Origin of the sequence: Streptosporangium sp. NBC_01639 (assembly GCF_045209755.1) — a bacterium.
GTDB lineage: Bacteria > Actinomycetota > Actinomycetes > Streptosporangiales > Streptosporangiaceae > Streptosporangium.
Map to the genome: position 1 here is coordinate 4,051,884 of NZ_CP109272.1, position 25,899 is coordinate 4,077,782.

Below are 25,899 nucleotides of genomic sequence, written 5' to 3' on the forward strand. Positions count from 1 at the left end.
GCGTCGGGTCCGCGCCGGCTCATCAGCCGTTCACCGCTTCTCATTTGGCGGTTCCCTGGTCGATCAGCGGCAGTGTCCGCAGCGCCTGCAGTTCGAGCTCGTCGATCTGCTTGGCACGATGCGCGCCGAACTTCGTGTTCTGGATCTTGTCGTGCAGCTTCACGATCGCGTCGATGAGCATCTCGGGCCGCGGCGGGCAGCCGGGGAGGTAGATGTCGACGGGAACGACGTGGTCCACGCCCTGCACGATGGCGTAGTTGTTGAACATGCCGCCGCTGGAGGCGCAGACGCCCATGGCGATGACCCACTTGGGCTCGGCCATCTGGTCGTAGATCTGGCGCAGCACCGGGGCCATCTTCTGGGACAGCCGGCCCGCCACGATCATCAGATCGGCCTGGCGCGGAGACGCCGAGGCGCGCTCCATGCCGAAGCGCGCCAGGTCGTGCTTGGGACCGCCGGTGGACATGAGCTCGATGGCGCAGCAGGCGAGACCGAAGGTCGCCGGCCACACGGAGTTCTTACGCGCCCAACCGGCGACCTGCTCGACCGTGCTGAGCATGAACCCGCTCGGAAGTTTCTCTTCAAGTCCCATATCTAGTCCCAGTCCAGACCCTTGCGGCGCCACACGTACGCGTAGGCCACGAGCACGGTGACGATGAACAGCACCATCTCGACCAACCCGAACATGCCGAGCTGGTCGAACGAGACCGCCCACGGGTAGAGGAAGATGATCTCGATGTCGAACACGATGAAGAGCATCGCGGTGATCATGTACTTCAGCGGGAAGCGACCACCGCCGACAGGTTGAGGTGTCGGCTCGATACCGCATTCGTAGGCGTCGAGTTTCGCGCGGTTCCAGCGCCTGGGACCGGTGAAGGGCGCGATCGTCACTGAGAAGATCGCAAATCCCGCCGCGAGAACGGCGAGCACCAGGATGGGTGCGTACAGCTCCATCGCTACGCCTCCTCTCCCATCTCCACGCGCGCCGGCGCGTAGCTCATCACGTTGTTTTGTCGTGCAAGTTTATGCAGGGGGATCATCGCTCTGTTCCAGGTGCGAGGACGTCTGATGCGATCATGCCGGTGGCGCGACCTTCGACAGAGCATTGATGATGCGGTCTGACGCGTCGCCTCGCCGGTCGGTGAGGTTAGCAAGAAGCTTGAGCGCGAAACGCATCAGGCCGGGGTGCGGCAGTGCGTGCCGGGTGAAGAAGTCCATCACGCCGCGGTGCCCGATGAGCTCCACGAAGCCCCTGCCCAGGGTGAAATAGCCACCATAGGCGTCCTTCAACGTCTGAGGATATGCGCGCAGCACGCGCTCCCGCTGCGCGGGGGTCGTCCTGGCCAGCGCCTGGACGATGCTCTCGGCCGCGATGTGGCCGGTCTCCATCGCGTAGGCGATGCCCTCCCCGTTGAACGGGTTGATCATGCCGCCCGCGTCGCCGACCAGCACCAGGCCCCGCGTGTAGTGCGGCTGGCGGTTGAAGGCCATCGGCAGCGCCGCGCCCCTGATCGGGCCCGTCATGTTCTCCTCGACGTAGCCCCACTCCGGGGGCATGCCCTTGACCCAGCGCTTGAGCAGGTCGCGGTAGTCCATGCCCTTGAAGGACTCGGAGGTGTTCAGCAGGCCCAGGCCCACGTTGGACGTGCCGTCGCCGACCCCGAAGATCCAGCCGTAGCCGGGCAGCAGGGTGTCGCCGTCCCACAACTCCAGCCAGGTCTCCAGGTAGTCGTCGTCGTGCCGCGGACTCTCGAAGTAGGTCCGGACGGCGACGCCCATCGGGCGGTCCTCGCGCTTGTGCAGCCCCATCGCCAGGGAGATCCGGGTGGAGTTGCCGTCGGCGGCGACCACCAGACGGGACCGGTAGGAGACCTCCTCGCCGTCCTTCTTCGCGACCACGCCCACGATGTGGCCGCTGCGGTCGTCGAGGATCGGGGCGGTGACGTTGACGCCCTGCAGCAGGCGGACTCCGCCGCGCACCGCGTTGTCGGCGAGGATCTCGTCGAAGTCCTGCCGGGTGCGGACCAGCCCGAAGTCCGGATAGTTGGAGAGTTCGGGCCAGTCGAGCTCGAAGCGCATTCCGCCGCCGACCACGCGCAGGCCCTTGTTCCTGACCCAGCCGGGAGCGTCGATGTCGATCCCCATGGCGATGAGCTGCTTGACCGCTCGGGGCGTCAGCCCGTCGCCGCACACCTTCTCGCGGGGGAACGTGGTCTTCTCGAGCAGCAGGACGTCGAGCCCGGCCTGTGCGAGATGGAAAGCGGTTGTCGAACCGGCGGGCCCGGCGCCGACGACGATGACGTCGGCGTCAGCCTCAGCGACATTCCGCTGTATGGCGGCTGGCACGGTCACGGGACCTGTCCTGTCCTACAAGCTTTGACGGCCTCGGGGTTGAGGGGCCCTTCGTTCCTTTGTGAAGGTCTTCACAAACTTGTCGGCCCGAAGTCTAACCCCTTTGCGAGGCGAAGTGTCAGTCGGGTACGGCTATCGCCGACGAATCTTCTATGCGGGCTTATACGCACGATGAAGCGCCACGATGCCGAAGGCGAGGTTGCGCCAGGCGACCCGCTCCCAGCCCGCCCCCTGGATGATCTTCGCCAGTGCGGCCTGGTCCGGCCACGCCCTGATCGACTCCGCCAGGTACTCGTAGGAGTCGTCGTTGGAACCGACCAGCTTGGCGGCCTGCGGCATCAGCTTCATGAGGTACTGCGAGTATACGAGGTCGAAGGACCTGGCCGTCGGATGGGAGAACTCGAGGATCACCAAGCGCGCCCCCGGCTTGGCGACCCGGAACATCTCGCGCAGGGCCTGGCCGGTGTCCTGGACGTTGCGCAGCGCGGTCGAGATCGTCACCGCGTCGAAGACCCCGTCGGCGAAGGGCAGCCTCAGCGCGTCTCCGGCGATGAAACTGACGCCCCGCACCCCGCCGCCGGAGAGGCCGGAGCCGCCTCGCCGGCGCACGCCGGTGCGCAGCATCCCGAGCGAGAAGTCCGAGGCGATCGCACGGGCACCCAGTGCGGTGAAGGCATCGGTGGAGGTGCCGGTCCCCGCTCCCAGGTCCAGGACCAGCTCACCGGGCCCCGCGTCGACGGCCGCCGCGGTCGCCTTGCGCCACAGCCGGACCTGCCCGAGCGAGATCACGTCATTGACCAGGTCATATCGCCGGGCCGTGCGATCGAACATCGCGGCGACCTCATGCGGTTGCTTGTCCAGCGAAGCGCGCGTCATGGGGACAAGCCTAGGCCTGCTCGGACAATCCACGGAAAGTAGTCTCTCAATTACCAAGAGTCTGCTAAAAATTGCCGAATGTTTGCCAGACCTACTTCCGCGCTGGTCGCGGCCCTGATGCTGGTCCCCGCCGGAGTCGCAGCCGCCGGCACCACGGGGCACGGCAAGATCGTCTCGGCCGACCCGGTGAACACCACCCCCCATGTGCTCGACGGGATCGTCAACGCCATCGCCCTGGTGGGCGGCACGGTAGTGGTCGGCGGATCGTTCGGCGAGGTCCGCGACGCCGGGAGCGCGACCACCCTGAAACGCGACAACATCTTCGCCTACGACCTGGCCACCGGGCGGATCGTGCCCGGCTTCGAACCGTCCCTCGACCGCCCGGTCAACGCTCTGGCCGCAGGAGCCGACGGCACCGTCTACGCCGGCGGCGAGTTCGCGGCGATCGGCTACGCGAGGACCCGTGGACTGGCCCGGCTTCGGCTGTCCGACGGGGCCCAGGTGCGCGGCTTCGACGCCCAGGTCCACGGCGGGGTGGTCACCAGCCTGGTCCGGCGCGACTCCCATCTCTATGTGGGCGGCGACTTCACCGCGGTGGGCCGCGTCTCCCGCCCGGCCCTCGCCCGGCTGGACGCCGCCACCGGCGTTGCCGACCCGGGCTTCGCAATCACACCGGGCACGCCCCGGGGGAACCGGGTCAGGATCCAGGCGATGGCCCTCGCCGGGGATCGGCTGGCGGTCGACGGCAACTTCACCACCCTCGACGGGCGGTCGCGCCCCCAGCTCGGCCTGGTCGACGTCGGCGTCCTTCCGGCGAAGGTCGCCGACTGGCGGACGGACGCCTACGCGGGCAAGTGCATGGACGTCTTCCCCAGCTATGTGCGGGGGCTGGACTTCGCCCCCGACGGGTCCTACTTCGCGGTCGTCACGACCGGCGGTCGCGCGCGAAGCGGAAAGATGTGCGACACCGCCGCACGCTTCGAGACCCGCACCAGGGGAGAGGTGCGGCCGACATGGGTGAACCACACCGGCGGCGACTCCCTCTACTCGGTGACGGTCACCGGCGCGGCGGTCTACGTGGGCGGCCACCAGCGCTGGCTGGACAACCCCCTCGGGCACGATTCGGCCGGACCGGGCGCGGTGGAACGGCCCGGCATCGGGGCGATCCATCCGCAGACCGGGAAGGCCCTGAAGTGGAATCCGACAAGGGAGCGCGGAATCGGCGTCAAGGCATTCCTGGCCCATCCCGGTGGGCTACTCGTTGGTAGTGACACAACACAGCTGGGCCGCGAGTACCATGCCCGAGTCGGCATGTTCCCGATGCCGTGATCACTCCCGTTTCTTGGCGATCCGCGCGCTCACCGCGTCACGCTGCTTGGACAGCAGGACGTAACTGGCCACGCCGCTGATCAGGAATGCCGCGACCAGCAGGATCAGCGGCTGACGCAGGCCGAGAAGATAGAGGACACCGATGGTCACGGCCAGAAGGCCCAGCCGGGACGCGGTGTAAACGAAGACGGGATGCACAGCGTCGAGGTTACGTCACTCTGCCCGTATGAGTGCGGCATGAAGTCGGAGCCAACGCTCTTCGCACCAAGCGCGAGTAATGCTAGTGTGCCCAACAGATCAGTTTCGTAAAGAAACAGCCACGAGAGCCTCAAAGAGGCTCTATCATATAACAATCGGGCAGTCAGTCGATAACAACCCGTGATCTTTGTTCAAAAGCACGGATAAATCAGGCTTCGCTCGGCACACTGGTTACCTGTCCGCCCGCTGGCAGGAAGCGGGATGCGAGGGGGAGAGATTGTGGAGAGTAGCAGCGAGCGTCTGCTGACGCCCGGAGAGGTTGCCGCCCTCTTCCGGGTCGACCCAAAAACGGTTACACGCTGGGCCGCGGCAGGCCGTATCAGCAGCATCCGTACCCCCGGAGGGCATCGGCGTTTCCGCGAGTCGGAAGTGCACGCCCTTCTGCGTGGAGAGGACGTCTTGACGGCCGAACGGCCGGCAGGCGAGTCCCCGCGCGTTTGACGACTTATGACGTCACACCACTGGTGATCCTGCGCGCCTTACCCGGAAGCCGCAGGGTCACCGTGGAGTCGTAGCGACCGTCTCCGATTTCGCGGCCGGTGGCCTCCCCGCGACCGAGTCGCCGCGCTAGCTGTCCTGCTCGGCCTTGAAGGCCAGGAACTCCCGCTCCAGCTCGTCGTTCTCCTCCACCCAGCGCCGCCGACGGCGCGCCGACTCCTCCTCGGTGAGTGCCTCGGGCAACCAGCGGTCGTAGTCCGGATCCCCCGGTGAGAGCTCCACATACGCGTTGCCGATCAGACGCCCGTCATCGCTGGACAGGCTCTGCGGCACACGCAGAGTCCCGTCAGCGAGCCGGATGACGTACATCCCAGATCACCTAGATTCCGTAACGCCGGTTGAAGAACAACATGACATTGAGCGCCATCCGCGTGTCGCCGCCGAGCATGTCCACCAGAGCGGGGCGCTGCCGGGAGGCGATGGCGGCGAACGCGTCGGCGAAGAACTCCCTGCGCCCCAGCTCCCCCGGCTGCCGGTGGAAGCACGAGGCCAGGATGGGGACGCACTGGTCGTAGAGGGCGGCGAACTCCGGGGAGTCGGAGACCCAGTCGCCGTGGGGCGCGTCCACGTCGTCCAGGGCGTGCCCCATCTCGTGCATCATCACGTCGGGGGTGGGCGAGGGGCGGTCTCCCACCACGACCTTGCGGTCGCCGTACGCCCCGGCGCAGATGTCCCAGGTGGCCCGGCCCGACGGCAGCGGCACCCCGCGCAGGTAGCCCATGTCGTCCAAATCCGGCACCCCGCCCGCGCCGACGTAGATGCCGTCGAGGCCCTCGGCCAGCTTGTCCTTCAGCCTCTCCGGCAGCCGGGCGAGGCTCTCCACCGCCCGTACGACCTCGGGAGACGGCGGACCCTGCCAGGAGTCCCACTGGCGGTGCAGGATGCGCTCAAGGCTGCCGCAGTGCCGCAGGCCGTCGCCCAGCGCAGGGAGGTCCGGGGCGTTGGGCTGAGCCCGAAGAGGCTCGTCCTCCAGCTCGAAGTCCTGCCAGGTGTACTGCGGGCGGTCCACCACAGGGGCTGTCACGGCACCGGACCGTCGTTCGGGATCGGCCGGGACCTCACGCGGCGCATCTCTGACGGCACTCTCCGTGTGCTGGGCCGGACCACGCTGCCACCAGCGCCGTCGATGACGGCCTTTGTCCGCTGAACTCGCCATCACGCCCCCGGGGGAAGTGGCAACAGGTCCCACCGTACGACGTGGGCCTCCCCCCGTCACCCGGAACGGGTGCCTTGGCACGCCCTCGCTTGGAATGGCTTACAGTTCGGGCATGCCCCTGCTTGTCGCGCTGGCACTGCTCGCCTTCTGGCTTTACTGCTTGTTCGACGTCATCACCACGCCGGACGAGCAGGCGAGGAATCTGCCCAAACTGCTGTGGGTGATCATCATTGTGCTGCTGCCGCCCGTCGGCGGCCTGTTCTGGCTCCTGCTCGGCCGGCCCACCGGCCCCTACGAGGCCCGCACGTTCCCACCCGGGGAAGGGCGGCCGCGCCCGCGCCCCCCGGCGCCCAAGGGCCCCGACGACGACCCCGACTTCCTCAAGGACCTCGACCGGCGGCTGCGCGACGAGGAGTAGGCGGGGGCACGCGGAAGCGGCCCCCGCCTCACGGAGGTCCCCGGTGCTCAGGGGACCTCGGCGTAGGAGTGCAGGCCGCCGAGGAAGATGTTCACCCCGACCAGGTTGAACATCAGGCAGCCGAAGGCGATGAGCTGCACGATCATGGCGGCCCGGCCCTTGAAGCCCGCGGTGGCCCGGGCGTGCAGATAGGCGGCGTAGGCGATCCAGGTGATGAAGGCCCAGATCTCCTTGGGGTCCCAGCCCCAGTAACGGCCCCAGGCCTTGTCGGCCCAGAGCGCGCCCGCGATGACGGCGAAGGTCCAGATCGGGAAGCCGATCACAATGGCCCGGTGCGCCACCCGCTCCAGATCCGCCCGCGACGGCAGGCGGACGGCGGTGTCCTTCCTGACCAGGTAGAGGATGCCGGAGACACCGGCCATGATGAACAGGCCGCTGGCGATGATCGCCGCCGTGACGTGGATCGCGACCCAGTAGGAGTTGAGCGCGGGCACCACCGGACCGGCCTGCACGTGCAGATACCGTACGGCGAAGCCCAGCCCGAGAGCCGCCGCGACCGTGACGAACGCCCCGAGGAAACGGGTCCCGTAACGGACGGTCATGAACAGGAACGCGCTCACCGCCGCGAAGCACATCGCGACCACGAACTCGTACATGTTGCCCCACGGCCACCGGCCCACGGCCAGTCCCCGGGTGAGGATGGCCGACAGGTGCGCGGCCCAGCCGATCCAGGTCAGACCGACCGCGACCGGTCCGGCCCATCTCGTCCAGGCCGGAGGCACCTTCTCCGCGGCGCTCGGGCCCCCCTCCGCCGGGGCGGGCGGGGCGGCGGCCGTACCAGCGCCGGCCGTGACCAGCGCGCGCCTGGCCTGCGCGCCGACCTTGGCCTTCGACCTGCCGAAGCCGAGGTCGAGGGCGTAACCGATCATTGCGAAGACATAGAGCAGCACCGTCGCCAGGGTGAGCTGATCGCTCAGCGTGGCGAGGCCGGCATTGACCTCAGCGGTCATCCTTCTCTCCTGTGTTCAAAGCGGAGACGATCTCGTCGAACTCCTCGCTGAAATCGCTTCCTTCGGTACGTGTGAGACCGCCCACCTCGATGTGCCGACGGTCGTGCCCGTCACGTTCTTCCGTCTGCGGCGTGGCGCCGTCCGGCTCCTGTCCCGCCCGGGGCTTCAGCCGTACCCATACCCTGCGGCGTCGAACGGTCAGGGAGAGCACGAGGCCGAGGACGGCCAGGGCGGCGGACACGAACGCGGGCACCCGGCCCGGATCGTAGGTGATCTGGAGGGCGATCCACTCCTTGACCCCGGTGAACTCGATCGACCCCGTGCCGTTCGGCAGGTCGAGCTTCTTGCCCACCGCCAGCGGGTCGGCCTTCATGACCAGCGGCTTCATCTTCTTCAGGCTCGCCGGGTCGAGTTCGTAGACCGACTGGGGCCGGCCGCTCTTCAGGCCCAGGTCTCCGGCGAACGCGCCGTACACCTGGGCGGTGGGGTTGGCCGCGCCGGGGAAGACCGACACCCACTGGCCGTTCATCGGCACGGTGGTCGGCAGGAAGGCCACGAGGAGACCGAGTTGCTGCGGCTGGGCGTCCGGCACCTTGATCACGCATTCGGAGGTGAAGGTGGCCGGCTGGGCGACCAGGCACGGCACCGGACCGTCGAAGGCGACCTGCCCCTTGCCATCCGTGATCTTGAAGGTGGGCGCGTACCCGTGGTCGATCAGATAGGTCAGCGTGCCGTTGACGTCCAGCGGCTCGTTGACCTTGAGCTCGTAGTCGCGCTCCCGCGCCCCGGGGGCGTCGGTGACCTTGAGCTTCGCTCCGAAGTCCAAGGGCTGTCCCTGCCGCTCGCCCCTGGCGATGTAGGTGGCCTGGAAATCGTCGACGGTGAAGGAGAACGGCTCCAGCGACTCGGCACTCACCTGCTGACCGGGCATGTAGCGGTCATAGGCGGCGACCGTGTTGGCGAATCCGTCACCCTCCACGACCAGCACGTTGCCGCGGTAACCGAACAGCGTGCCCATCCCGACCGCGACCAGCAGCCCGAGCAGCGCGACGTGGAACACCAGGTTGCCGGTCTCGCGCAGGTAGCCCTTCTCGGCTGCGACCCAGTCCGGGCCCGTGGTCACCCGGAACCGCTTCGCGCGCAGCCGGGCCGCCGCCTCCTCGACGGTCAGATCGCCGTCGAACGAAGCGTTCTGCGGCAGCCGGACCAGGTTGCGCGGCGGCGCGGGCGGCTTCCTGCGCAGCTCACGCAGGTGAGCGGCGGTGCGCGGGAGCACGCAGCCGACAAGGGAGACGAACAGCAGCAGGTAGATGGCGGCGAACCACGGCGCCCTGAACACGTCGAACAGCCAGAACCGGTCCAGCCACTCGGCGAGCTGCGGGTCGTCGCTGAAATACTGTGCGACCTTGCCGTCGGAGACGCCGCGCTGCGGCCAGATCGATCCCGGGACCGAGCCCAGCGCGAACAGGAACAGCAGGATCAGCGCGGTCTTCATCGAAGTCAGCGTGCGCCAGAACCAGCGCGCCCACCCCACCGGCCCGAGCTTCGCGGGTCGTGGGGCGGACTTCTCGGCCAGGGCCGGGTCCACGGCGACGCCCGCCTGGTCGCTCACCGGCTCCGGACTGGTTCCGCTCACCGCTCGCTCCTTCGCGGTCTGCTCGGCACTCTCCATCAGATCACCGGCTCGAATCCGCCGATCCACCCCTGCATGGTCACGATGAGCTCTCCCCAGAGCCCGGTGACGAGCAGCAGGCCGACCGCGACCAGCATGGCCCCGCCCACCCGGGTGATCAGCTGCGAATGGCGGCGGACCGCCTTGAAGGTCTGCAGGGCCTTGCGGTACGCCAGACCGGCCAGCAGGAACGGCAGGCCGAGACCGAGCGCGTAGGCGAAGGCCAGCAGCGCGCCACGCCCGGCGCTGCCCTCGGTGAGACCGAGGGTGAGCACGACCCCGAGGGTCGGGCCGATACAGGGTGTCCAGCCGAGGCCGAACACCACGCCGAGCAGCGGCGCCCCGGCAAGACCGGCCGCCGGGACGCGATGGATGCGGAAGTCGCGTTGCAAGCCGGGGATGACACCGATGAAGGCCAGCCCGAGGACGACGGTGAGCGCGCCCAGCACCCGCGTGATGATCTCGGCGTTGCCGAGCAGCGCCGCGCCGAGCCCGCCGAAGATCGCTCCGCCGGCCACGAAGACCACGGCGAAGCCGAGAACGAACAGCGCGATGCCCGCGACCATGCGCCCGCGCCTGGGGTCGGCGCTCATCCCGGTCACATACGACAGGTAACCGGGGACCAGCGGCAGGACGCAGGGCGACAGGAAGGAGACCAGACCGGCCGCCACCGCGATCGGCAGCGCGAGGACGAGCGACCCGCTCGCCACCGTACTCACCAGATCAGCGCTCATCGCCGACCTTGGTGATGGTGCTGAGCAGGTCGTTGTACTTGACCGCGCCGAGCGCCCGGGCGGCGATCCGGCCCTGGCGGTCGATGATCAGCGTCGACGGGATGGCCGCCGGGGGGACCGTTCCCTGGAAGGAGAGCGCGACCTTGCCCGGCTGGTCGAAGATGCTGGGATAGCCGGACTGCTGGCTGCGCTCGAAAGCGAGCGCGTCGGCCTTGCGATCCTTGAAGTCGATGCCGAGAAACTCCACGCCGTCGGCCTTGGTCTTGGCCGCGATGTCCTTGAGCACCGGGGCCTCGGCCCGGCAGGGCGCGCACCAGGAGGCCCAGAAGTTCAGCACGACGACCTTGCCCTTGTGCGCGGCGAGCGTCGCCGCGCCTCCGTCGAGGGTCTCCCCCTCGACGGAGGGGGCGGGCCTGCGGTCGGCGGCCTCGAACAGGGTGATCCTGCCGTCGCCGGCCACGAAGCGGGTGTCCCCCGACTGCGGTTGCGTCCCCTGGTTGCCGGCGCATCCGGCCACGGTCAAGAGCAGCACGGCAGCGGCGAAGGATTGTGCGCGCATGTGAGGCAGCGTCTCCCTGTACTACAACCGGTAGAGCAGTCACTCTACCGGCGGAGTCACGCGCCCGGCACAGTGGGGCGCTTGGCGAGCGCGCCCGCCGGCTCGCTGTATCCCACGCTGGTCAGCCGGTTTCCCTCGAAGGAGAAGCTGGTGAGACTGGCGAGACCGCACTGCCTGCGGCGGGGATCGTGCGGGAGCCGTCTGCCCTCGGCGGCGAGCCGGATGATCCAGATCGGGAGCTGGTGGCTGACCATGATCGCCTCATGGCCGCGTGCCGTCTCACGAGCGGTGTCGATCGCGCCTTTCATCCGCCGGACCACGTCGACGTAGGGCTCGCCCCAGGAGGGACGCATCGGGTTCCACAGGTAGCGGTAGCGGCGCGGGCTGCGGAAGACCCCGTCGCCGTTGCCGACCGAGACGCCCTCGAAGATGTTCTCCGCCTCGATGAGACGCTCCTCGAGCGTGACCTCCAGGCCGAAGGTCGCGGCGAGCGGGGCCGCGGTCTCCTGCGCCCGCTCCAGCGGGGAGGAGAAAAGGGCGACGACGTCGCGCCCCGCGACCGACTTGGCGACCGTCTCGGCCATCTGCCTGCCGGTCTCCGAAAGGTGGTAGCCGGGCAGCCTGCCGTACAGGACGTTCGCGGGATTGTGCACCTCACCGTGACGCAGGAGGTGAACGACGGTGGTCTCAGCCATGGTGCCGCAAGCCTACCGATCGGTACCGGGCCTCGCGCGTGGGGGTGGCCCGGTCAGCCGCCTGCCGAGGCGCTGGGCGGGTGCCTCGATCAGGCGGTGGGTCAGGTAGCAGAGCGGCACCAGGACGAGGAAGAACAGCGGAAGGTTCGGACTCACCCGCAGCAGGAGCGGGTGGAGCAGATAGAGGGAGAAGCTGATCACCCCGAGGTGGGCGAGCCACCGGGGGAACGGCCTGTGCCGCAGCATGAACGCGGCCGCGAAGGCACCGGCGGCCAGCAGGATCGCCGGCGCCCAGCCGGGATCGTCCTTGGCGAAGACCCCGCAGGCCAGGACCGTCAGCACGGCGCCGACGGCGGTACGCCACCGGATCGTCCCCTGTTCGGCCCGGTACACGGCCGTACCGGCGAACATCATGGCCAGGACGGTCAGACCCTGCCACGCGCCGATCCGGCTGCCCAGGATCACCAGCGCCAGGCTGAGAAGACCGCCCGTCACCGCGGCGGCCGTGCGCGCCCGGCCGCGTGCCCCCGCCGACACGGCGATGACCACCACGACCGCGGCACCGAGGAGCGCGGCGACCAGGTCGGCGCGGCCCTTGATGGTCGCGCCCGGCATCAGCAGCCCGAGGGGTACGGCCGCCAGCGCCAGGACGATCGCGGTCGTGGCCGACCGGTGCGCCTGCCGTGTGGTGAACAGCCCGACCGCCAGCAGGTAGAACGCCATCTCGTAGGAGAGCGTCCACATCACGTCGATGACGGCGGGCACACCGAGCAGTTCCTGCACCATCGTCACGTTCCCGAGGACGACGAGAGGGAGGGGGCGCACGCCCAGTCCAGGGTGGAGGGCGAACGCGCCGCCGTACGAGAGGAAAAGCGCCAGGACGAGTGCGGTGAGCAGCAGGGGCAGGAGACGGAAGGCCCGGCCGATCCAGAAGACCCGCAGGTCACCGCGGCGCTCCAGGGATGCCGGGATGATGTATCCGCTGACCAGGAAGAACACGAAGACGCCCCAGGTGCCGACGTCGATCCTGCGGTCCACCTCGGCCCAGACGCCCGGAAGGAAGGTCCAACCGGAGTGGTGCAGCGCGACGGCCAGCGCGGCGGGTCCTCGCAGGGCGTCCAGCCAGGCCAGCCGGGAGGGGGTCGGGGGCATTTGCCCGACTTTAGGGGATGGGCAGTGGTTCCCGGGCGGTCACCCGGCCGGTGGAGTCGTCGGCGGCCCGGCGCGGCCGGCTTCCGCTGGTCTGTGCACCGGTCAGAAGACCCTCGGAACCGTTCCTAGAGCGGCCGGTGGACGGCCGAGGCCACCTTGAGCGCGTCGACGGCGGCCCGGATCGCCGGACGGCGGGCCGCGTCACTCCGCCAGAGCGCGTAGATCTTGCGGATCGGGCGCGGCAGAATCGGGATGATCCGCACTCCCGCGGGGACGAAGTCGCGGCCGAGACGGGGGATGATGGCGCATCCCTGTCCGGCCGCGACGAGGGCGAGCTGGGTCGGATACTCGTCCGCCCTGCAGGTGATGTCGGGCTCCAACCCGGCCGAACGCAGCGTATAAACCAACCAGTCGTGGCAGACCGTGCCGGGCGAGGAGCTGATCCACCGCTCCCCGGACAGCTCGGACAGCTCGATCTCCGTCCGGGACGCCAGCGGATGGGACTCAAGCAAGATCACATCCGCGATGTCGTCGAAGAGCAACGCCCGCGACAGCCCTTCGGGGAGGGCCATCGGCCGGTTCACCCAGTCCTGGATCACCGCGAGGTCGAGCTCTCCCCTGGCCACCTCGCGGACCTGCCGCTCAGGCTCCCGCTCGAACAACTCAAGCCGGAGGTCGGGATGGCGCTCGCGCATATGGCTCAGCGCCACGGGCAGCAGCCCCCGGGCCGCCGTGGGAAAGGCCGCGATGCTCAACCGCCCCACCACCTCCCCGCGCAACGCCTCGAAGTCGGCTTCGGCGGTCTCCACCAGCGCGAGAATGCGCTCGGCGTGGTCGGCGAGCAACCCGGCCGCGTCGGTCAGCCGCACCCCGCGCCCGTTACGCTCCAGCAGCGTCGCGCCGGTCTCCCGCTCCAGTTTGGCAAGCTGTTGCGAGACTGCGGACGGGGTCACCATGAGAGCGTCGGCAGCCGCGCCGACCGACCCGTAAACGGATACGGCATGCAGGGCTTTGAGACGGTTGAGGTCCAACATGTAAGCGATTCTAAACGAGATAGGCAGGAAAGTCTCGTTTTTACTGAACTATCATTGCCTGGCTTGTTCGTGTTGCTGCCGGGTGTCCCAGAGGGGTGGATGGCCGTTCGCGCTGCGGTGGGTGTTTCGGGACCTGCCGCTGTTCGCGCTGCGGTGGGCGGGTGTTCCGGAAAGGTAAGTGGCCGTGCGCGCTGCGGTGGGTGGGTGTTCCGGCCGGCCGTCGCAGTCACCGTCTCGTTTTTCAGGCCTCCGGCCTGACGGGCGCGCTGGTTACGCTTTTTTATAAGCCGGCCGGAACACCCACCCACCTCCGCGCCAGACGGCCCCGCCGTACGGCGTGCGGACCGTAGCCGCTCACTCTCCGACCGCCCATGGATCTCGCTGACGCTGAAGCAACCTGCGCGGGGCCGTTCAGGCCGGTCGCCGTAGCTGACGCGTTCCTCTCCGACCAGTGCAGGGTTGGCTGGGTCGATGGGCGGCGACAGCGCATGGCGGCGGGTTCTGCCAGAATTTCACGGTCTACCGGGGCTGGCAGGGCCCGGCGCTGATTCGCTCTGCCCAATTCTGGTATGTCGAGCAGATGTTGTAGACAGCGAATGCCGTGTTGTGGTCGGGTCGCGGCGAAAGGAGCGCATCGGACGTCTGGCGCCCTGGTTGGCCGGCTCGACCCGCACCATAGGCAGGCACTCGCCGCGTCGCCGCCCGCACCCCTTGATTGGCCCAGCTCGCCGCCCAACCGCCCGATAGGCGCCCAACAGGCCGACGACACCGTTTCCCCCTGCCCAGTAAGGACCACGCCATGGCCACCCCGCACGCCTTCCCCCTGGAACCCACCCCGATCCATGTATCCGACGAGGTCCTCGATGACCTGCGCGTGCGTCTCACATCGACCCGTCCGCCACTGGACGAGGGGAATGGGGACTGGTCCTACGGCGTCCCGGACAGCTATCTCCGTGAGCTGGTCACCTACTGGCGGGACGGCTACGACTGGCGCAAGGCCGAGGCCGCCATCAACGCCTACGAGCACTACCAGGTGAGCGTCGCCGGTGTCCCAGTGCACTTCATGCGCAAGCCCGGCCGTGGTCCCCGTCCGATCCCGTTGATCCTCACCCACGGCTGGCCGTGGACGTTCTGGCACTGGTCGAAGGTGATCGACCCACTCGCCGACCCGGCCGCGTTCGGCGGTGACCCCGCCGACGCCTTCGACGTCATCGTGCCGTCGCTGCCCGGCTTCGGTTTCCCCGGCCCGCTCACCGGCTTTCCGGACGTCAACTTCTGGAAGGTCTCCGACCTCTGGCACACCCTGATGACCGAGACCCTGGGGTACGAGAAGTACGCCGCCGGGGGCTGCGACATCGGCGGGATCATCTCCAGCCAGCTCGGCCACAAGTACGCCGACGAGCTGTACGGCATCCACATCGGCTCCGGGCTGCCGCTCGACTTCTTCACCGGACCCCGGGCCTGGGACTTCGCCCGGAATCGGCCCCTCACCGACGACCAGCCCGCCGATATCCGCGCCCGGATCATCGAGCTGGACCACCGCTCGGCATGCCACCTCACCGTGCACATGCTCGACGGCGCCACCCTGGCCCACGGGCTGAGCGACTCACCCGCCGGACTGCTCGCCTGGCTACTGGAGCGCTGGAACGCCTGGAGCGACAACGGCGGCGACGTCGAATCCGTCTTCACCAAGGACGACCTGATCACCCACGCCACGATCTACTGGGTGAACAACTCCATCGCCACGTCGATGCGCTACTACGCCAACGCCAACCGCTACCCCTGGGCTCCCGCCCACGACCGCACCCCGGTCGTGCAGGCCCCGGTCGGCCTCACCTTCGTCACGTACGAGAACCCGCCCGGCATCCATACCGCCACCGAGCGCGTCCAGGCGTTCAAGACCGGCCCGCAGGCCGACTGGTTCAACCACGTCAACGTCAATGCCCACGACCACGGTGGCCACTTCATTCCCTGGGAGAACCCCGACGCCTGGGTGAACGACCTGCGCCGCACCTTCCGCGGCCGCAGGCCCTGAACGACCTCCGCGGGCTTGTCTGGCGACGGGCCAGGCGAACGTTGCCTGGCGTGCGCATCGGCCGACCGGCCCGCACCGCCCGCCACACCGTCTGCCTGAGCGGGCCTCACCACCATCAGAGCCGTGCTGCTCCTGCTCACCGCTCTGGCAGCCAAAGCCCTCCCGTCCGCCGACGTCGGGAAACGGCGAATCTGAACCGTCAAAACCTACCGGCGGGTTACTTGCTCCCTGGTATCTGAACGAGGACTTCGAGAACGACGAGAACGACGTGGCAGTGCAAGCCCGAGAGAACAGCACCGCCGCGTTCGATGCAGAGCGTAGTGACCACCCAGTCCTCGGTGATCAGACGGGCGGTGGCCCGAACTGTTCGCCAAGTTCTGTCGAGTCCCCGCACTAGGCGGGCAACTGATGCTCGTCTCCCAGATCGGCACGGCGCTCAGCCCTGCACTGGTCGGAGAGGAACGCGTCAGCTACGGCGGGTAACCATGAACCGTCCCGCGCGGATTGCTTCAGCGTCAATGAGATCCATGGGCGGTCGGAGAGTGAGCAACTGCGGTCTGCACGCCGTACGGCGGGGTCGTCTGGCGCGGAGGTGGGTGGGTGTTCCGGCCGGCTTATAAAAAACCGTAACCACCGCGCCCGCCAGGCCGGAGGCCTGAAAAACGAGACGGCGACTGCGACGGCCGGCCGGAACACCCACCCACCGCAGCGCGAACGGCGACAGGCCCCCGAACACCCCACAGCAGCGCGCATGGACACCCTCCCGGAACACCCACCGCAGTGCAAATCCCCCGGAGCAATGCTCTACGACTACTCCGCACCCACGCGACCCGCCAGCCGTTCGTAGCGCTGCCGGGCGGCCTGGGACGTGCCCAGCCCCAGGCCGAACGCGATCTCCTGCCAGGTGAGCCCACGCCCCCGCGCCATCAGCAGGAGACTCGCCTCCAACTGGTCCATCTCTCCACGGGCCAGCGGGATGAGAGTCAGAGCCGCGGTGATGTCGGCGTTGTCCACCTCCGGTTCACCGTCCTCCAGGAGCGCGCCACCCCCCGCGAGGAGCGACACGAGCCTGATGGCCTCGTGCGGACCGAGAACGTCCGGGTGGACCTGCCGGGCACGCTGCTCCCCGGTGGCCGCGTGCCTTTCGGCGATCCGGAAGAGGGACGCGTACACCCGGTGCGCCCGCGCCTTGCCCGGGTCGGGAGGGGTGAAGGGATCGGACGGCTGGTCGGCTTCGGTACTCATACGACCAGCATGCCTTCTTAAATGAATTGTTGTCAACAGATTAAAGCAAACAATCTGTTCACATGAACTCGTCGCCCACTCCGACAGGACCGGGCTACCCCTGCCGCCAAGGGGGGAAGCGAGAGAGAATGAGTTGATGGCAACGGAGATGATGCGAATGAACACATCGGGTGACGGAGAAGACATTAAAGTGACCGACGTGAGTAGCGCACTCGACTACTGGCCGTCTCCACCCCCGTGGGGATGGACCGCCGACGACCTCGATCGCCTTCCGGCAGAGGGACCGAACGGCGAACCCGACTTCTTCAAGCACGTCGAACTGATCGATGGAGCTCTCGTCTTCATGTCCCCCCAGAAGCGCTTCCATGAGCGCATACTGTTCGGCCTCCGGGTTGCGTTGAACGCCCAGATCCCCGAACATGTCACGGCCGTGATGGAGATGGACGTCAAGCTCGGGCACCGGATGCGCCCCTGCCCCGACGTCGTCGTCATCGACACGGTGGCGGCCGATGACGACGAGCGGACGTTCTACACCCCCGCCGAGGTCCACCTGGTCGTCGAGGTGGTCTCGCCGGAGTCGGAGGACCGCGACCGCAAGACCAAGCCGTTCCGCTACGCCGAGGCCGGGATCGTGCACTTCTGGCGGGTCGAGAACAACGACGGCAGCCCCGTCGTCTACGTCTACGAGCTCGATCCCGCCACCGGCGCCTACGGCCTCACCGGCATCCACCACGGACGGTTGACCGTCCCGGTCCCTTTCCCCATCGATGTCGACCTGGACAGGCTGCCCCGCTAGGAGGACGCCTGCGCCGCGGCCTTGGCGGCGAGCGGGAGAGCCTCGGCGATGCGGGACAGCGCCTCGTCGTCGTGGGCGGCCGACAGGAACCAGGCCTCGTAGGCCGACGGAGGCAGGTAGACGCCCTGGTCGAGCATGGCGTGGAAGAACGCCCGGTAGGCCGCGGTGTTCTGCTTCTGGGCACCGGCGAAGTCGGTGACCTGGTCCTCGGTGAAGAAGACGGAGAACAGGCTGCCCGCGCGCTGCAGACGGTGCGGCACACCGGCGGCGGCCAGGGCGTCGGCGGCGGCACGGCCGATGATCAGGGCCGCGGCGTCGATCCGGTCGTAGACGTCGTCGTCGCAGGCACGCAGGGTGGCCAGACCGGCGGCGCAGGCCAGTGGATTTCCGGACAGGGTGCCGGCCTGGTAGACCGGGCCCTCGGGGGCGAGGTGGGCCATCACGTCGGCGCGGCCGCCGAACGCGGCGGCGGGCAGACCGCCGCCCATGACCTTGCCGAAGGTCATCAGGTCGGCGTCCACCGGGTCGAGCCCGTACCATCCGGACTCCGAGACCCGGAAGCCGGTGAGCACCTCGTCGACGATGAGCAGGGCGCCGTGTGCGGTGCAGAGCTCGCGCAGGGTGGCGTTGAACCCGTCCAGCGGCGGGACGACGCCCATGTTGGCCGGGCAGGCCTCGGTGATCACACAGGCGATCTCGGCGCCGAAGGTCTGGAACGCCTCGGTCACGGCCTCGACCGAGTTGTACGGAAGGACCACGGTGTCGGCCGCCGACGCGCCGGTCACGCCGGGGGTGTCGGGCAGGCCGAAGGTGACCAGGCCGGATCCGGCCGAGGCGAGCAGGGCGTCAACGTGGCCGTGGTAGCAGCCGGCGAACTTGACGACCTTGGACCGGCCGGTGAAGCCACGGGCCAGCCGTACGGCGGACATGGTGGCCTCGGTGCCCGAGCTGACCAGGCGGACCTTCTCCACCGGGTCTACCAGGGCGACGATCTCCTCGGCGAGCTCGACCTCGCCGGGCGTCGCGGTACCGAACGAGGTGCCCGCCGCGAGGGCCTCCTGCAACGCCTCGATGACGGCCGGGTGCCGGTGGCCGAGGATCATCGGCCCCCAGGAGCAGACCAGGTCCACATAGCGGTTGCCGTCCACGTCGGTGATGTAGGGCCCCTGGCCCGACGCCATGAAACGGGGGGTGCCACCGACGGCGCCGAAGGCACGGACCGGGGAGTTCACGCCTCCCGGGACGATCTCACGTGCACGGGCGAACAGGTCCTCGGAATTCTCAGTACGGCTCACGCCCTCCAGGGTAGCCACGGAAGCGACAGGCCCCGCCGTCGCCGGCGGCCTACCGGCCGAGACCCTTGCGGGCGCGCAGGCCTCCGGAGCCGCCCCGCACGCTCGTCCGCTCCTACGACTCGGTGGACGCCGCGTCCGAGAGCGAGAGGCCGAGAACGCCGAAGATCATCGTGGCCGCCTGCTCCTGACTAGTCGCAGAGGTCGGCGAGCCGGTCGAGGACCCGGAGCGGGTCGGGCAGCGGACGGCCGTCCGGGGGGCGGAGCCATGAGCCGACCCGGCCGGACGGCAGGACCGAAGGCGGGGCGAGGACGTAGCTGTCACGGCAGTGCCAGCGCAGGCCGGGCATCTCGTCGATGGCCGAGGGGCCGACGTCGAGGGGGCAGGACCACCATTCGTCCTCGTCCTCGGCGACGTTGCGGGTGGCCACATAGAAGAGGACCCGGTCGCCGTTGGCGGCGACCGGGCCCGTTGCCGCTCCGGCGGCGTCCATGCTCGCGAGGGCGGTGAGCCCCGCGGCGGCCGGTACGTCGAAGACGTCGAAGACCCGGCCGGTGGGGAGGATCACATTCGCCTCGGGCTCGTGCTGCCACCAGCGGGTGAGCACGGCGGGGTCGGTGGTGGCCTGCATCTGCCAGGCCCGTGAGAGCGGATGCGCGCCCGGGTCGGGACAGCCCACCCGGTCACAGGAACAGGCGCGGGAACCGCTCTGCAGCGGCCGCGCCCCCGGACAGCTCGCCCAGCCCAGAGCGGCGTACTCCAGCACGGACCCGATCGTCTGCTTCGGATGAGTGCGTCGTCTGCCACGACGAGTCAGCGGTACCCCCACCATTGTGTCCTCCGTCGTCTGCCCATCCCGGGTGCCCCCGGATGCGATGACGTATCCACATTCTGGTCAGCAAGAGAAGTCAGACAGCCAGGGTTCACGTCACCTGGGACACATCCGCACCGGTATTCGCACTCTAACGCACCGGCCACCGGAGTAAGCGGCAAACCCCCAGTTCTCGGCATGTGCCGCTGGTCTCACTGGAGTTTCCTCGCCACCTCCGTCGCCCAGTAGGTGAGGATCATGTCGGCTCCGGCGCGGCGGATCGCGATCAGTGACTCCATGATCACTCGGTCCCGGTCGACCCAGCCGTTCGCCGCCGCGGCCTCGACCATGGCGTACTCACCGCTGACCTGGTAGGCGGCCACCGGCACATCCACCGCGTCGCGGACCTGGCGCAGGATGTCGAGGTAGGCCAGTGCGGGCTTGACCATCACGGCGTCGGCACCCTCGTCGAGGTCCAGCCGGACCTCACGCAGCGCCTCGCCGACCGGCCCCGCCCCGTCCTGCTGGTAGGCGTTGCGGTCACCGAACTGCGGCGCGCACTCGGCCGCCTCGCGGAACGGCCCGTAGAAGGCCGAGGCGTACTTCGCCGAGTAGGCCAGGATCGGGATCTGCTCGAAGCCGTCGCCGTCCAGTGCCGCACGGATGGCGGCGACCTGGCCGTCCATCATGCCGCTGGGCGCGATGACCTGCGACCCGGCTCGGGCCTGGGCGACCGCGGCGGCCGCGTAACGCTCCAGGGTGGCGTCGTTGTCGACCTCGCCGCCGGGCGTCAGGATGCCGCAGTGCCCATGGTCGGTGAACTCGTCCAGGCACGTATCGGTCATCACGACCATCGCGTCTCCCACATCGGAGACCAGGTCGGCCACGGCCTGCTGGACGATCCCGTCCGGGGCGTCGGCCCCCGACCCGCGGGCGTCCTTCACCGCGGGTACGCCGAACAGGATCAACCCGCCGACCCCGGCCTCGGCCGCCTCGTGGGCCGCCTTGCGCAACGAGTCACGGGTGTGCTGGAACACCCCGGGCATCGAGCCGATCGGATGCGGTTCGCCGATGCCCTCCTTGACGAACATCGGCAGCACCAGCTCCGCCGGATGCAACCTGGTGCCGGCGACCATCCGGCGCATCGCCGCCGTACGGCGGAGCCTGCGCGGACGGGCGACGGGGAACTGGGCGGTCATGGGCTCTCTCCCTCTCCCCGGCCACAGGGGATCGGAGACCGGGGGACCTGTTCGGATGTGCTCACTGAGCTCGCGGGAACCGTCGCGGCCGCCTCGTTCGCCGGACGGTCCCGACAGTTCCAGGTTACTTGGCGCGGCGCCGGGCGCCTCGACGGGTCTGGGAGGGCCTGCGAGGGACGTCTCCGGCCACGAGCGCGGCCTGCCGCTGTCTGGCACCATACTCGGCCAGCACGGCCGCGAGAGCCGAAGTCGACGGTTTGTCGGCCATCACGTCGACGCGGAGCCCGAACTCCTCGGCCGTCTTGGCGGTCTGGGGGCCGATGACGGCGATGACCGTGACGTTGTGGGGCTTGCCCGCGATGCCCACCAGGTTGCGCACGGTGCTCGACGAGGTGAACAGCACCGCGTCGAACCCGCCGCCCTTGATGGCCTCCCGGATCGGCGCGGGCGGCGGCGCCGCACGGACCGTCCGGTAGGCCGTCACGTCGTCACACTCCCAGCCGAGCTCGGTCAGCCCCGCGACCAGCGTCTCGGTCGCGATGTCGGCGCGGGGCAGCAGCACCCGGTTGATCGGGTCGAGCATCGAGTCGTACGGTGGCCACTCGGCCAGCAGCCCCTCCGACGACTGCTCCTCGGCGGGCATCAGGTCGGGTTTGACCCCGAACTGCACCAGCGCCCGTGCGGTGGCCTCACCCACGGCGGCGACCTTGAGCCCGGCGAACGCGCGGGCGTCCAGGCCGTACTCCTCGAACTTCTCGCGCACGGCCTTCACCGCGTTCGCGCTGGTGAACGCCACCCACTCGTAACGGCCGGTGACCAGGCCCTTGATCGCCCTGTCCATCTGCTGCGGGGTGCGCGGCGGCTCGACGGAGATCGTGGGGACCTCTTCGGGCACCGCGCCGTAGGAACGCAGCTGCTCGACCAGGCTGGCCGACTGCTCCTTGGTCCTGGGCACGAGCACCCGCCAGCCGAACAGCGGCTTGGTCTCGAACCACGACAGCCGGTCACGCATGCCGACGGCGGCACCGACCACGATCAGCGCGGGCTCGGTCAGCCCGGCGTGCTTGAGGTCGGGCGCCATCCGGCCGAGCGTGGTCACCACGGTGTACTGCTCGGTCGTGGTTCCCGCGCTGCTGATCGCGACCGGCGTCGAGTCAGGACGGCCTGCGGCGATGAGCGCCTTGCCGATCGCCACGGCGCAGGAGACTCCGTTGTAGATCACCAGAGTGCCGGCGCTCGCCGCGTGGGTCGCCCAGTCGTCCACCTGGGTCGCGTCCACGACCCGGAACTCCGGTACGGCCACCGCCGCGGGGATGCCCGCGTAGGTGAGCACCGCGGTCGCCGGGGGGACACCCGGCACGATCTCGAAGTCCACCTCCGCCTTGGCACAGGCCGCGACCTCGTCGGTGATCGAGGAGAAGAACATCGGATCGCCGGCACAGAGCCGCACGACGTCACGCCCGCCCTTGGCCGCCGTGACGGCCCTCAGCGAGACGGTGTCCTCCTCGGCCGCTTCGACGATCTCGACGTCCTGCCGGCAGTGGCGCAGCAGCGCGCCGTACGCCTCCTGGTCGAGAACGACGACATCGGCTTTTGAGAGCAGTTCGGCGCCACGGAGGGTGAGCAGGCCCTCGTCACCGGGCCCCGCGCCCACGAAGGCGACGGACCCGGCGGGGTGCTCGAAGGTGGTACTTCCGGAGCTCAAGGTGCTTGCTCCCCTATCAACGTGCCTGCCCCTTCGGCGATCATCTCGGCCGCGAGGTCGCGTCCGAGATCCATGGGCGCCGAAAGGGTCCCGGCGGTGGACTTGCGCACCGCCCGTCTGCCGTCGACGGCGACGACAGCGGCGGTCAGAATAAGATTTTGCCCGTCATCGGCCGAGTATGCACCAACCGGAGCCGCGCACCCCGCCTCCAGGGCGTTGAGCACCGCGCGTTCGGCGGTCACCGCGGCGCGTGTCCGGGCGTCGTCGAGCACGCTCAGGAAGGCGATGAGGTCGTCCCGGTCGGCCCGGCACTCCACGGCCAGCGCGCCCTGACCGGGAGCCGGAAGCATCTCCTCCACTTCGAAGATCTGGGAGATCTCGGCCACCCGGCCCAGCCGTCCGAGTCCGGCCGCGGCCAGGACGACGCCCTGCAGTTCGCCGGAGGCGACCTTGCCGATCCGGGTGTCGGCGTTGCCGCGGATGGGGACGTAGTCGAGGTCGGGGCGGAGCACTCTGAGCTGGGCGATCCGACGGGGCGACCCCGTGCCGACCTTGGCACCGGCCGGCAGGTCGATGAGCTTCGCCGTACTCACCAGTGCGTCCCTGGGGTCGTCGCGCGGCGGGATCGCCGCGATGACCACACGCGGATCCTGGACGGTGGGGAGGTCCTTGAGCGAGTGGACGGCGAAGTCGATCGCTCCCTCGATCAGCTTGTCGCGCAGCGCGCTGACGAAGACGCCTGTCCCACCGAGCTGGGTGAGGCTGGCCTTGGTCACGTCGCCGAAGGTGGTGACGCCGACGAGCTCGACAGCCCGGCCGGTCAGCTCGGTGAGCCTCGTGGCGACCAGCCCTGACTGGGTCGTCGCCATGAGGCTCCGCCGGGTGCCCAGCCTGAGCGGAGGGGAGACGCTGCTCACCTGCCCACCTCCTTGCCCGTGTCCATGTCGACCTTCTCGATGCTTCTCACCGCACGGGGGACCTTCGGGTTCAGGTTGAACAGCTCGCGCAACGCCTCTGCATAATGATCGCCTGCCGGAGACTCAGCGAGCTGTTTGACACGCACGGTGGGCTCATGGAGGAGTTTGTCGACCACACGCCTGATTGTCTGCGTGACCTCGTTCCGGGCCCGGCCTTCGAGCTCCGGGAGCCGGGCGACGAGCCGTTCGAGCTCCGCCTCGACCACGTCCGCCGCCTTGCTCCGCAGTGCGACCACGGTCGGCGTCACCCGCGCGGCCCGTTCGGCCGACAGGTAGGCCGCCACCTCGTCGGCGACGATCCCGCGTACGGCGGTGACCGCCTCGGCGCGCCCGCCGTCGTCGGTCTCGACGTCGATCGCGCCGTCCTGCATCGACTCCAGGTCGACGAGGGTGACGCCGGGCAGCCGCCGTACGGCGGGGTCCACGTCGTGCGGCAGGGCGAGATCCAGCAGGAACATCTCCCTGGCCACCACCATGTCGGCGGTGATGACCACATCGGTGGCCCCGGTGCACGAGATGACCAGGTCGGCCTCGGCCAGCTCACGGGCCAGGTCGCCGAACTCGGCGGCCCGGCCGCCCACCGTCTGGGCCAGCCGTACCGCACGGTCGTGGGTCCGGTTGACCACCACGATGTCGGTCACACCCGCGCGCTGCAGGGTCGCGGCCGACAGGGCGCTCATCGAGCCCGCGCCGACCACCAGGGCGCGCCTGCCCTGGATCGGGCCGAGGGCGCGCTCGGCGAGAGTGAGTCCCACGCCCACGAGGGATGCTCCGGCCCGGTCGATGCCGGTCTCGCTGTGAGAGCGCTTGCCCACCCGCAACGCCTGCTGGACCAGCTCGTTGAGAATCGGGCCGAGAGTGCCCTGCTCCTGGGCGAGCTTGAGCGCGGAGCGGACCTGACCGAGGATCTGCCCCTCGCCCAGCACCATCGAGTCGAGCCCCGAACCGACCGAGAACAGGTGCTCGACGGCCCGGTCCTCGTAGTGCACGTAGAGATGGTTCGACAACTGCTCCAAAGGGACGCCCGAGTGGACGCTGAGCCGCTCGGAGACGGCGGTCACCGCCGCGTGGAAACGGTCCACCTCGGCGTAGACCTCGACCCGGTTGCAGGTCGAGACGGCCATCACCTCGGCGACGCAGTCGTCCTGCTGGACGTCGTGGAGCAACTTGACCAGCGCGTCACCGGAGACGGAGACCCGCTCCAGCAGGGCCACCGGGGCCGTGCGGTGGCTGAGGCCGACAACGAGAACGCTCATCGGCCCTCCCCTGTCCGCCACTGACGTGAAAAGGCCCGATCTCCCGCGCCCTTGCGGAAAACGTGGCGTCCCCGGGCTCGCTTGTGCTCGCTCACAGGTCCACCGCCTCGGGCCACTCCTCGGCCATCGCGGGCCCCCCAGTCATCCGATCCGTTTTGCGCTGCTCATGGAACGCAAGGATCTGCAATTCAATAGATAGGTCGACTTTACGGATATCGACGCCTTCTGGCACGGTGAGCACGACGGGGGCGAAGTTCAGGATGCTGGTGACCCCTACGGCGATGACCCGGTCGGCCACCTGCTGGGCCGCCGCCGCCGGTGTCGCGAGCACCACGATCGACACTCCCCGCCGCCTTATCACGGCTTCCAACTCGTCGATGTGCTCCACATTCAATCCCGCGATATGGTCGCCCACAACTTCAGGGTCGGCATCCAGAAGAGCGGCGACCCGGAATCCGCGGGAGACGAAGCCGCCGTAGTTGGCCAGTGCACGACCGAGGTTACCCACTCCCACGATGGCGACGGCCCAGTCCTGGGTCAGGCCCAGCTCGCGGGAGATCTGGTAGATGAGGTATTCGACGTCGTAGCCGACCCCGCGGGTGCCGTAGGAGCCCAGATGGGACAGGTCCTTACGGAGTTTGGCGGAGTTGACTCCGGCGGCGACCGCCAGATCCTCCGAGCTCACGGTGGCCAGACTCCGTTCGGCCATGCCGTTCAGCGCTCGCAGATAGAGCGGCAGCCGGGCGACGGTCGCCTCGGGGATGCCACGTTCACGAGCTTGGGACAGACGGCGAATCACGTGCCGAAGCTCCAGGGGGACAGGCGGCCGGCGCGGCCCG

General features: G+C 69.0%; 27 protein-coding genes. 5 read left to right on the top strand and 22 right to left on the bottom strand.

Annotated elements, in window-relative coordinates; all coding sequences use genetic code 11:
* Window positions 1–40: 40 nt before the first annotated feature.
* The 4 genes from OHA77_RS18330 to OHA77_RS18345 form a co-directional block, all read right to left on the bottom strand.
* Window positions 41–592, bottom strand: a complete 552-nt coding sequence (locus OHA77_RS18330; RefSeq protein WP_030916695.1) for an NADH-quinone oxidoreductase subunit B family protein — start codon at window positions 590–592, stop codon at window positions 41–43.
* Between the two features lie 2 nt (window positions 593–594).
* Window positions 595–954: an NADH-quinone oxidoreductase subunit A gene (locus OHA77_RS18335; RefSeq protein ID WP_406319241.1), complete on the bottom strand. Its 360-nt coding sequence runs from the start codon at window positions 952–954 to the stop codon at window positions 595–597.
* 120 nt (window positions 955–1,074) lie between these two features.
* The gene (locus OHA77_RS18340; RefSeq protein ID WP_326819454.1) at window positions 1,075–2,352 is read right to left on the bottom strand and encodes a geranylgeranyl reductase family protein; all 1,278 of its coding nucleotides are present in this window, start codon (window positions 2,350–2,352) and stop codon (window positions 1,075–1,077) included.
* Window positions 2,353–2,502: 150 nt separating this feature from the next.
* Window positions 2,503–3,228 (bottom strand): demethylmenaquinone methyltransferase, encoded by a 726-nt coding sequence (locus tag OHA77_RS18345; protein ID WP_326819453.1) that lies wholly within the window; start codon window positions 3,226–3,228, stop codon window positions 2,503–2,505.
* A 78-nt stretch (window positions 3,229–3,306) separates the two neighbouring features.
* Between OHA77_RS18345 and OHA77_RS18350 the strand changes: the two genes are divergently transcribed.
* Window positions 3,307–4,557 (top strand): hypothetical protein, encoded by a 1,251-nt coding sequence (locus OHA77_RS18350; RefSeq protein WP_406319242.1) that lies wholly within the window; start codon window positions 3,307–3,309, stop codon window positions 4,555–4,557.
* On the opposite strand, the gene OHA77_RS18355 is transcribed toward OHA77_RS18350, so the two are convergent.
* Entirely contained in the window at window positions 4,558–4,755 is a 198-nt protein-coding gene (locus tag OHA77_RS18355; RefSeq protein WP_406319243.1) for a DUF4229 domain-containing protein, read from the bottom strand.
* A 261-nt stretch (window positions 4,756–5,016) separates the two neighbouring features.
* On the opposite strand from OHA77_RS18355, the gene OHA77_RS18360 reads away from it, so the two are divergent.
* Complete coding sequence (locus tag OHA77_RS18360; RefSeq protein WP_012887349.1) at window positions 5,017–5,256, top strand: BldC family transcriptional regulator; 240 nt, start codon at window positions 5,017–5,019, stop codon at window positions 5,254–5,256.
* A gap of 126 nt (window positions 5,257–5,382) precedes the next feature.
* On the opposite strand, the gene OHA77_RS18365 is transcribed toward OHA77_RS18360, so the two are convergent.
* The gene (locus tag OHA77_RS18365) at window positions 5,383–5,622 is read right to left on the bottom strand and encodes a hypothetical protein (RefSeq protein ID WP_406319244.1); all 240 of its coding nucleotides are present in this window, start codon (window positions 5,620–5,622) and stop codon (window positions 5,383–5,385) included.
* 10 nt (window positions 5,623–5,632) lie between these two features.
* The gene (locus tag OHA77_RS18370; protein ID WP_326819449.1) at window positions 5,633–6,337 is read right to left on the bottom strand and encodes a hypothetical protein; all 705 of its coding nucleotides are present in this window, start codon (window positions 6,335–6,337) and stop codon (window positions 5,633–5,635) included.
* A gap of 244 nt (window positions 6,338–6,581) precedes the next feature.
* Here OHA77_RS18370 and OHA77_RS18375 point away from each other — a divergent pair, with 244 nt between their 5' ends.
* Entirely contained in the window at window positions 6,582–6,887 is a 306-nt protein-coding gene (locus OHA77_RS18375) for a PLD nuclease N-terminal domain-containing protein (protein ID WP_406319245.1), read from the top strand.
* 47 nt (window positions 6,888–6,934) lie between these two features.
* Here OHA77_RS18375 and ccsB read toward each other — a convergent pair whose 3' ends face one another.
* The 7 genes from ccsB to OHA77_RS18410 all read right to left on the bottom strand — a co-directional run bounded on the left by ccsB (window position 6,935) and on the right by OHA77_RS18410 (window position 13,743).
* Entirely contained in the window at window positions 6,935–7,897 is a 963-nt protein-coding gene (gene ccsB, locus OHA77_RS18380; protein WP_406319246.1) for a c-type cytochrome biogenesis protein CcsB, read from the bottom strand.
* Window positions 7,887–9,533: a cytochrome c biogenesis protein ResB gene (locus OHA77_RS18385; protein WP_406319248.1), complete on the bottom strand. Its 1,647-nt coding sequence runs from the start codon at window positions 9,531–9,533 to the stop codon at window positions 7,887–7,889. Before OHA77_RS18385 ends, ccsB begins: the two co-directional genes overlap by 11 nt.
* 35 nt (window positions 9,534–9,568) lie before the next feature.
* Window positions 9,569–10,303, bottom strand: a complete 735-nt coding sequence (locus OHA77_RS18390; protein ID WP_406319249.1) for a cytochrome c biogenesis CcdA family protein — start codon at window positions 10,301–10,303, stop codon at window positions 9,569–9,571.
* Complete coding sequence (locus OHA77_RS18395) at window positions 10,293–10,862, bottom strand: TlpA disulfide reductase family protein (protein WP_326819444.1); 570 nt, start codon at window positions 10,860–10,862, stop codon at window positions 10,293–10,295. Before OHA77_RS18395 ends, OHA77_RS18390 begins: the two co-directional genes overlap by 11 nt.
* A gap of 56 nt (window positions 10,863–10,918) precedes the next feature.
* Window positions 10,919–11,557 carry a histidine phosphatase family protein gene (locus OHA77_RS18400; protein ID WP_326819443.1) on the bottom strand — a complete coding sequence of 213 codons (639 nt, stop codon included), beginning with the start codon at window positions 11,555–11,557 and terminating at the stop codon, window positions 10,919–10,921.
* Window positions 11,558–11,569: 12 nt separating this feature from the next.
* Entirely contained in the window at window positions 11,570–12,709 is a 1,140-nt protein-coding gene (locus tag OHA77_RS18405; protein ID WP_406319250.1) for an acyltransferase family protein, read from the bottom strand.
* 125 nt (window positions 12,710–12,834) lie between these two features.
* Window positions 12,835–13,743 carry a LysR family transcriptional regulator gene (locus OHA77_RS18410; RefSeq protein WP_326819441.1) on the bottom strand — a complete coding sequence of 303 codons (909 nt, stop codon included), beginning with the start codon at window positions 13,741–13,743 and terminating at the stop codon, window positions 12,835–12,837.
* Between the two features lie 799 nt (window positions 13,744–14,542).
* On the opposite strand from OHA77_RS18410, the gene OHA77_RS18415 reads away from it, so the two are divergent.
* Window positions 14,543–15,778, top strand: a complete 1,236-nt coding sequence (locus OHA77_RS18415; protein WP_406319251.1) for an epoxide hydrolase family protein — start codon at window positions 14,543–14,545, stop codon at window positions 15,776–15,778.
* Window positions 15,779–16,588: 810 nt separating this feature from the next.
* Here OHA77_RS18415 and OHA77_RS18420 read toward each other — a convergent pair.
* Entirely contained in the window at window positions 16,589–17,023 is a 435-nt protein-coding gene (locus OHA77_RS18420) for a DNA-binding protein (protein WP_406319252.1), read from the bottom strand.
* Window positions 17,024–17,222: 199 nt separating this feature from the next.
* Between OHA77_RS18420 and OHA77_RS18425 the strand changes: the two genes are divergently transcribed.
* Window positions 17,223–17,819, top strand: coding sequence for a Uma2 family endonuclease (locus tag OHA77_RS18425; protein WP_406319253.1), 597 nt, complete (start codon window positions 17,223–17,225; stop codon window positions 17,817–17,819).
* On the opposite strand, the gene hemL is transcribed toward OHA77_RS18425, so the two are convergent.
* The 7 genes from hemL to OHA77_RS18460 all read right to left on the bottom strand — a co-directional run bounded on the left by hemL (window position 17,816) and on the right by OHA77_RS18460 (window position 25,859).
* On the bottom strand, window positions 17,816–19,114 hold the full coding sequence (hemL, locus tag OHA77_RS18430; RefSeq protein WP_406319254.1) for a glutamate-1-semialdehyde 2,1-aminomutase: 1,299 nt from the start codon (window positions 19,112–19,114) through the stop codon (window positions 17,816–17,818). The genes OHA77_RS18425 and hemL overlap by 4 nt on opposite strands.
* Before the next feature lie 188 nt (window positions 19,115–19,302).
* Window positions 19,303–19,944: a bifunctional DNA primase/polymerase gene (locus tag OHA77_RS18435; protein ID WP_406319255.1), complete on the bottom strand. Its 642-nt coding sequence runs from the start codon at window positions 19,942–19,944 to the stop codon at window positions 19,303–19,305.
* A gap of 191 nt (window positions 19,945–20,135) precedes the next feature.
* Window positions 20,136–21,122 carry a porphobilinogen synthase gene (gene hemB / locus OHA77_RS18440; RefSeq protein WP_406319256.1) on the bottom strand — a complete coding sequence of 329 codons (987 nt, stop codon included), beginning with the start codon at window positions 21,120–21,122 and terminating at the stop codon, window positions 20,136–20,138.
* A 124-nt stretch (window positions 21,123–21,246) separates the two neighbouring features.
* Window positions 21,247–22,827 carry a uroporphyrinogen-III synthase gene (locus OHA77_RS18445; RefSeq protein WP_326819433.1) on the bottom strand — a complete coding sequence of 527 codons (1,581 nt, stop codon included), beginning with the start codon at window positions 22,825–22,827 and terminating at the stop codon, window positions 21,247–21,249.
* Complete coding sequence (gene hemC / locus OHA77_RS18450; protein WP_406319257.1) at window positions 22,824–23,744, bottom strand: hydroxymethylbilane synthase; 921 nt, start codon at window positions 23,742–23,744, stop codon at window positions 22,824–22,826. Before hemC ends, OHA77_RS18445 begins: the two co-directional genes overlap by 4 nt.
* Entirely contained in the window at window positions 23,741–25,060 is a 1,320-nt protein-coding gene (locus tag OHA77_RS18455) for a glutamyl-tRNA reductase (RefSeq protein WP_406319258.1), read from the bottom strand. The genes hemC and OHA77_RS18455 overlap by 4 nt, the downstream gene beginning before the upstream one ends.
* A 91-nt stretch (window positions 25,061–25,151) precedes the next feature.
* Window positions 25,152–25,859, bottom strand: coding sequence for a redox-sensing transcriptional repressor Rex (locus tag OHA77_RS18460; RefSeq protein ID WP_326819431.1), 708 nt, complete (start codon window positions 25,857–25,859; stop codon window positions 25,152–25,154).
* Window positions 25,860–25,899: the final 40 nt, after the last annotated feature.

Coding starts and splice junctions, on each gene's coding strand:
- OHA77_RS18330 (WP_030916695.1), bottom strand. CDS start 592: ATGGGACTTGAAGAGAAACTTCCGAGCGGGTTCATGCTCAGCACGGTC.
- OHA77_RS18335 (WP_406319241.1), bottom strand. CDS start 954: ATGGAGCTGTACGCACCCATCCTGGTGCTCGCCGTTCTCGCGGCGGGA.
- OHA77_RS18345 (WP_326819453.1), bottom strand. CDS start 3,228: ATGACGCGCGCTTCGCTGGACAAGCAACCGCATGAGGTCGCCGCGATG.
- OHA77_RS18350 (WP_406319242.1), top strand. CDS start 3,307: ATGTTTGCCAGACCTACTTCCGCGCTGGTCGCGGCCCTGATGCTGGTC.
- OHA77_RS18360 (WP_012887349.1), top strand. CDS start 5,017: ATGCGAGGGGGAGAGATTGTGGAGAGTAGCAGCGAGCGTCTGCTGACG.
- OHA77_RS18365 (WP_406319244.1), bottom strand. CDS start 5,622: ATGTACGTCATCCGGCTCGCTGACGGGACTCTGCGTGTGCCGCAGAGC.
- OHA77_RS18375 (WP_406319245.1), top strand. CDS start 6,582: ATGCCCCTGCTTGTCGCGCTGGCACTGCTCGCCTTCTGGCTTTACTGC.
- ccsB (WP_406319246.1), bottom strand. CDS start 7,897: ATGACCGCTGAGGTCAATGCCGGCCTCGCCACGCTGAGCGATCAGCTC.
- OHA77_RS18390 (WP_406319249.1), bottom strand. CDS start 10,303: ATGAGCGCTGATCTGGTGAGTACGGTGGCGAGCGGGTCGCTCGTCCTC.
- OHA77_RS18395 (WP_326819444.1), bottom strand. CDS start 10,862: ATGCGCGCACAATCCTTCGCCGCTGCCGTGCTGCTCTTGACCGTGGCC.
- OHA77_RS18400 (WP_326819443.1), bottom strand. CDS start 11,557: ATGGCTGAGACCACCGTCGTTCACCTCCTGCGTCACGGTGAGGTGCAC.
- OHA77_RS18405 (WP_406319250.1), bottom strand. CDS start 12,709: ATGCCCCCGACCCCCTCCCGGCTGGCCTGGCTGGACGCCCTGCGAGGA.
- OHA77_RS18410 (WP_326819441.1), bottom strand. CDS start 13,743: ATGTTGGACCTCAACCGTCTCAAAGCCCTGCATGCCGTATCCGTTTAC.
- OHA77_RS18415 (WP_406319251.1), top strand. CDS start 14,543: ATGGCCACCCCGCACGCCTTCCCCCTGGAACCCACCCCGATCCATGTA.
- OHA77_RS18420 (WP_406319252.1), bottom strand. CDS start 17,023: ATGAGTACCGAAGCCGACCAGCCGTCCGATCCCTTCACCCCTCCCGAC.
- OHA77_RS18435 (WP_406319255.1), bottom strand. CDS start 19,944: ATGGTGGGGGTACCGCTGACTCGTCGTGGCAGACGACGCACTCATCCG.
- hemB (WP_406319256.1), bottom strand. CDS start 21,122: ATGACCGCCCAGTTCCCCGTCGCCCGTCCGCGCAGGCTCCGCCGTACG.
- OHA77_RS18455 (WP_406319258.1), bottom strand. CDS start 25,060: ATGAGCGTTCTCGTTGTCGGCCTCAGCCACCGCACGGCCCCGGTGGCC.